Source organism: Oceanospirillum multiglobuliferum (assembly GCF_900167095.1).
Classification (GTDB): Bacteria; Pseudomonadota; Gammaproteobacteria; order Pseudomonadales; family Halomonadaceae; genus Oceanospirillum; species Oceanospirillum multiglobuliferum.
Map to the genome: position 1 here is coordinate 1 of NZ_FUXG01000041.1, position 6,326 is coordinate 6,326.

Here is a 6,326-nt window from a genome sequence, read left to right on the forward strand (position 1 = left end):
CTCAGTTTACTTCAAATACCCAGAGCAAGTGCGAAGGGCGATTTATACAACGAATGCGGTTGAAGCGGTGCACCGTCAGTTCCGTAAACTGACCAAGACGAAAGGGGGCTTTGCTAATGAAAATGCATTGCTCAAGCTGCTATACGCGGGTATGTTGAAGGCATCAGAGAAGTGGACGCATCCGGTGCAAAACTGGAACCTGACATTGTCTCAGTTGAGCATCCACTTCGAAGGCCGAATAGACCAGCACGTCGATCTTTAAGAAATGGGTGACACAGAACTATGAACACCCTCCCAACACTACAAATTTTCATATGCCGATCACCCGGCGCAATATAAACATGACCTGCCGTTATGATATCCCCATCTTCAGCCTCTTTTACATTAAGGCGACAAAGAGAATCCATTCGATCTGCAAAAGTTTTGGTAAAACCTGCTGGCATATGCTGGGTAATCACAACAGGTGGTGAATGTGCAGGCAGAGGCATTAAAAAAGCCTTAATCGCCTCGGTCCCCCCTGTAGAGGCGCCAACAGCAATCACTTTACGCATCGCTTTTGCTGAAAAGAGAATCTGTTTCGGCGCGTCTGCTGTCGGGACCTTTTTCTGCCGAAGTTTGGCTAATCTAGGACCAGCTTGAGCGGCAATGCGGATCTTTGTACAAATCTCATCACCATAAGCTTTCAACTCAGATGAAATACCAACCTTAGGTTTGGCAATAAAGTCAATAGCACCTAGCTCAAGTGCTCGAATTGTAGTGTCAGACCCCATAGTGGTTAAGGTAGAGATCATAACTACTGGCATAGGGCGTAGGCGCATTAACTTGTCTAAAAAATCTAAACCATGCATTTTAGGCATTTCAACATCCAATGTTATAACGTCCGGATTTAACTGACGGATAATTTCCCTTGCTTCTATAGGGTCACGTGCAACCCCTGTGACCTTAATATCATCTTGTTCCTCAAGAATTTCCTTAAGAAGATTTCGTATCAAGGCTGAGTCATCAACAATAACAACCTCAATCATTTGCCTCTCCTCTACCATCCGATGAGTTAATCAAAAAGTTCAATATCGTTAGAAACAGGTGCTTGACCAAGAGATTGACTGTAAAGCTTCTCAACCGTCTGGACTTCACGATCAATCTGTTCATTGTGTAATCTTTTCATCAGAACCTTACCTGTCGTTGGAAAAAATATGACCTTACGAGGACAAGTATCCAGCAGGTCTTGAGCGACAACAGGTATGGATTCAAACTTCAAATAGTCTAAAACAAACTGAGCGTTACGTTTGCCAACATTACTAGTGGTCATTGATGCTAAAACATTGCCACCACCAAAAACCTTCGCTTCAAGGTTTTCCCTTGACGCCCCACGCTTTAAAATATCATTGATCAGCATTTCCATCGCATAGCTACCATAACGTGCTGATGCGCTTAATGGATTGTAGACATCTGAATTACCCGGCAACATGAAGTGATTCATACCACCAATGTGAAGCTTCTTGTCTCGAATACAGGCAGATACGCAAGATCCTAAAACCGTCGAAATAGCCATGTTGCTTGAGGTCACATAAAACTCACCCGGTAAAATTTTAGCCACCTGGCAGTCAAAACTTCTGTCAAAATATATTTTTGGTTGCGAGGCTTCATGCAATGTATTCATCGACACTACGGCACTCCTGTTATTAATATCCCAATTGATATTTTAAGCTTTTGTGTAAACGGTATGCTTCCTGAGCTTAAACAGGTCAGAGGCGTGAGGAAAGCTCTCCGAATGCCCTGCAAACAATAAACCATCGTCTTTCAGGTATGGTTGAAACTTTTTCAATACCTTATATTGAGTTGGTTTATCGAAATAAATCATAACGTTACGACAAAAAATTACATCAAACTTTTCGTTAATAGGCCAGCTACTATCTAAAAGGTTAAGTTGAAAAAAGTGAATCATATCTTGTAAAGGCGATTTTACTTTAACCAAGCCTGAATTAGCACCTTTTCCACGAAAAAAGAAATCTTTAAGCCGTTGATCTGGAAGCTTTTCTACTCTTTCAAAAGAGTAGACCCCTTTACTAGCCTTATCCAGAACCTTTGTATCTAAATCTGAGGCCCAAATTTTCACTGGTGGTGTATAACTTGAGAAATGCTCCATACAAGCAATGGCAATTGAGTAAGGCTCTTCTCCCGTGGAAGCTGCACAACACCAAATCTTTACGGGGTGGGGCCGACTTTCCAAAAACTCTTTCAGAATATCAAAGTGATGGGCTTCACGAAAAAAAGAGGTCAAGTTTGTAGTGAGTGAGTTTAAAAACTCTTGCTGTTCATCACTTTGATTATCGTTTAATAGTTCTAAATATTGTTGAAAGGTCTTCAATCCATTTGCACGCAAACGACGAGAGAGTCGACTATAGACCATGTCTTTTTTAGACTCAGCCAAGTTGATACCCGCACGTTTATAAATGAGATCTTTAATCAGATTAAAATCTGCAGATGTGAAGTGAAATTCTCTATCAGCTCTGTTAACACTCATTTCTATTACCTTAAAAAATAGGCTGCCAAAGCAGCCTATTATTGCATCAACCTACTTATTGAAAGCGTTAGAACTCTTCCCAATCATCCGTGCTACTCAAAGTACTAGGTTTCGTCGATATCATTTTCGACTTACCACTGGCAGGTTTTACAGGTGAAATAACGGGTTCAGACTTAGGTGCTGCTGGAGCTTTGTATGCAGGCTTATGTTTATATTCAGCGTCTGCACTTATCTTAAATATGCTAACCGATTCAACTAAGCTGCGAGCTTGCTCTTCTGTTGACTCCGCTGCGGCAGCAGCTTGCTCAACCAATGCGGCGTTTTGCTGCGTCACTTCATCAATCTGAGTAATCGCATTGTTAACCTGCTCAATACCTGAACGCTGCTCAGCAGAGGCAGCTGATATCTCAGTCATAATACTAGTCACCTGACCAATGGCATCAACAATATCTTTCATTGTTGAACCTGCATCATCAACTAACTTAGATCCCTCTTCTACAGTATCAACTGAGGTTACAATCAGCTCTTTAATCTCTTTGGCTGCACCAGCACTACGTTTAGCTAGGTTGCGAACTTCTGTTGCCACCACCGCAAATCCGCGCCCTTGCTCCCCTGCGCGCGCGGCCTCTACGGCTGCGTTCAAGGCCAAGATATTAGTCTGGAATGCTATACTGTCAATAACACTGATAATCTCTTCAACCTGTTTAGAGTTATCACTGATAGTACGCATTGTACGCACAACCTGATTTACTACGTCGCCACCTTTTTGTGCAATTCGACTTGCACCTTGGGCTAGGTTGTTTGCTTGAACAGCATTTTCAGCATTTTGCTGTACAGTAGAGGTTAACTCTTCCATCGAGGCAGCAGTCTCTTCAAGGCTTGAAGCTTGCTCTTCTGTACGCTGTGAAAGATCATTATTACCTGCGGCAATTTCACTGGCAGCAGTATTAATAGCATCTGATGCTTCTTTAATTTGCATCACAATTTCAGCAAGCTGATCAACTGTAGCATTCGCATCGTCCTTCAGCTGACCAAACATCCCCTCAAAGTCGCTTTCAATTCGCTGACTCAAATCCCCCTGAGACATTGCACTTAAAACTCGAGCGACTTCAGATAAACCATCTGAGGTTGTTTCCATCAGATTATTCATACCATCGGCTAAGTCTTTAAAGAAACCCTCTTTACCGTTGCTATTAATACGACGGTTGAAATCACCACGGGTTGCACCCTCAACAATATCAGCTATCTCAGCTTGAGCTAGAGTCTCATTGGTAATATCAGACCATTCAACAACAGTACCCAAACGCTCAGATTTTTCATTGAAAATTGGGTTTGCAATAAATGCAAAGTGGCGTCCTGCTACAGATATTTTGGCTCTGTGCGTACCAGTCATAGAGGACAGCATTTTACGTTGATGGGTAGGATCTTTGTGGAATACATCAATATTCTGGCCGATAAGATTATCAACATCAAAGCTTGGTAGTTCACGCTGAATCAAATGTTGAGATGCACGGAACATCTCCTTTAGAGCGCCGTTTACATAGATAATATTACGATCATTATCTGCCATCATAACGTTGCTAGACACATTATCTAGAGCATTACGGATACGGTGGTTGGCCTCTGACAATACGCGTTGCTGCTCTGCAGCCACTTTTTCTGCTGCTTCACGCTTCAGTGTTTCGCTCATATCACGCCACTCAACAACAAAACCTTGTCGGCTTTCTGGCGTGCCAATGGGCGTCACTTGTAATGCAAATGTGCTATCACCAATCTTCAGAGAAGCATCATGACGACCTTCCAAGTTGAGAAGCATCTTACGTTGCATTTCAGGTTTCTTATGGAAAACATCTATGTTTTGACCAAGCAAATTATCAGCATCAAAGTGAGGGAGTTCTTTTTGAATCTCTTTCTCATTGCGCTGAAGCATTTCAACAATTGATTCATTCATGTAGATAATGTTCAGATCTGCATCAGAGATCATGACATTAGTATTCACCACATCAAGTCCACAACGAATACGTTGTGTTTCTGCCAGCAATCGCTCTTGTGTTGAACGTAGCTCTTCCTCTTTCAATTCAAGAGCTAAAGAGTCGGTTAAATCCTGCCACTCAACGATATAACCATTACGCTCACCATTATTGGAAATGGGGTGAACCACTAAACTAAAAGCGCTCTCGCCAACATTAATACGTGCCTTGTGGGCATTATTTAGTCCACCCAATAATTTACGCTGATAGTTCGGATTGCGATGGAAAATATCAATATTCTTACCTACTAAGCTAGATGCATCAAAGTGAGGTAAACTCTTTTTAATTTCAGATTCTCGATCACGTAACATGCGCTGAATAGACGCGTTGACGTAAATAATATTCAGGTCAGAGTCTGCAATCATGACATTGGTATTCACAACATCTAAGCCACGCTTAATGCGACTCATCTGTTCAAACTGACGGCTTTCTTTTTGTTTTTTCTTAGTAAACTCATCCTGAGCATCCGCCAAGACACGGATAACACCACCGATCTCATTATCGATAACAGGATCAACTTTAGACGGCGCTTTGCCTTCAGCAACATGACGAGTGTACGCCATTAACTGATGCAAAGGCTGGTCAATCTGAGACAGCACTGATCTGGCACCAACAAACAGCACCAACAAGGCAGCCCCTTCCAACGCTAATGCCCAGTAAATCGTTTCGGCACCTTGACCCAGAGCCGTTACCAGCCCCCCAGCTGCCACCAGCGCAGCGGCAGAAAATGCCACACTGAGCAGTTTAGACCGTATTGATGTTTTATTACTCATTACCCGTTCTCCAACTGAACCTGCATCATGCTAACGTAAGCACCGAGAGCACTTACTGGCTGGCCTGCATTCTGGTTTTATCCACCAATGCCATCTCGTCACTGGACATTAGCTTTTCAATATCAACAATAATCAGCATTTGATCATCCACAGTGCCTAAACCCAAAATATATTCTGAATCAAAGTTGGCAGAAAAATCAGGTGGATTTTTTATTTGTTCGCCCGATAGGCTAACAACGTCTGAAACACCATCGACTACAATGCCTACTACGCGGCTTTCTAAATTCAAAACAATGACTATTGTAAATTCATCATAGTGCGCTTCACCGACATGAAACTTAATTCTCAAATCGATAATCGGAACGATAACGCCTCGAAGATTAATTACGCCCTTAATGAAGGAGGGTGCATTAGCAATTTTAGTTACCGCACCATAGCCTCTAATTTCCTGAACTTTGAGGATATCCACTGCATAGTGTTCATCACCCAAAGAGAAGGTCAAATACTCTTGACCTAATAAACGACCATACTCACCAGAATTCTCTTGGCTTTCTTTAACTTGTTCAGCCATAGTTCCCCCTAGGCCAGCATGCTTTTTAAATGCAATTTTGAACGCGTTTTATGCATGCCGATTAACTCCGAAACATCAAGAATCAGTGCCACTCGGCCTGTTCCTAAAATTGTTGCACCTGAAACACCATCTACTTTCCTGTAGTTTGCTTCTAAGCTCTTAATAACGACCTGTGATTGACCAACCAGATCATCAACAAATAGTGCTGCTCGCTGGTTATCTGATTCAAGGATCACCATGATACCCTCCTCAAATCCCGGATTATTAGGCGGCATATCCAGCAGTTCATGGAGCTTAATGATCGGCAGGTATTCATCCGTGACTGCTCCCCGCCCTTTCGGGCGAGGCTTCCAACTTCTCAGGCAGCAACCGGCGCGTGGCCGGATTTACGCAAGCCTCCATTGGCAGGAACCGACAGTCCTTCGGCC

General features: G+C 42.8%; 6 protein-coding genes and 1 pseudogene. 1 reads left to right on the plus strand and 6 read right to left on the minus strand.

What is annotated here, in order from left to right; genetic code table 11:
* Positions 1–262 (plus strand): transposase (locus B5D26_RS15905; RefSeq protein ID WP_143833137.1); only part of this gene is annotated, 262 nt, incomplete at its 5' end.
* A gap of 49 nt (positions 263–311) precedes the next feature.
* Here B5D26_RS15905 and cheB read toward each other — a convergent pair.
* From cheB to B5D26_RS15935, 6 genes and pseudogenes are all read right to left on the minus strand, one after another.
* Positions 312–1,043 (minus strand): annotated as a pseudogene (gene cheB, locus B5D26_RS16495) (chemotaxis-specific protein-glutamate methyltransferase CheB); the annotation flags it as partial.
* Positions 1,044–1,051: 8 nt separating this feature from the next.
* Positions 1,052–1,660, minus strand: a complete 609-nt coding sequence (gene cheD, locus B5D26_RS15915) for a chemoreceptor glutamine deamidase CheD (RefSeq protein WP_078746695.1) — start codon at positions 1,658–1,660, stop codon at positions 1,052–1,054.
* A gap of 42 nt (positions 1,661–1,702) precedes the next feature.
* Positions 1,703–2,524, minus strand: a complete 822-nt coding sequence (locus B5D26_RS15920; protein WP_078746696.1) for a CheR family methyltransferase — start codon at positions 2,522–2,524, stop codon at positions 1,703–1,705.
* A 67-nt stretch (positions 2,525–2,591) separates the two neighbouring features.
* Positions 2,592–5,327 carry a methyl-accepting chemotaxis protein gene (locus B5D26_RS16640; protein ID WP_078746697.1) on the minus strand — a complete coding sequence of 912 codons (2,736 nt, stop codon included), beginning with the start codon at positions 5,325–5,327 and terminating at the stop codon, positions 2,592–2,594.
* A gap of 52 nt (positions 5,328–5,379) precedes the next feature.
* Entirely contained in the window at positions 5,380–5,898 is a 519-nt protein-coding gene (locus B5D26_RS15930) for a chemotaxis protein CheW (RefSeq protein WP_078746698.1), read from the minus strand.
* 8 nt (positions 5,899–5,906) lie between these two features.
* On the minus strand, positions 5,907–6,284 hold the full coding sequence (locus tag B5D26_RS15935; protein ID WP_078746699.1) for a chemotaxis protein CheW: 378 nt from the start codon (positions 6,282–6,284) through the stop codon (positions 5,907–5,909).
* Positions 6,285–6,326: the final 42 nt, after the last annotated feature.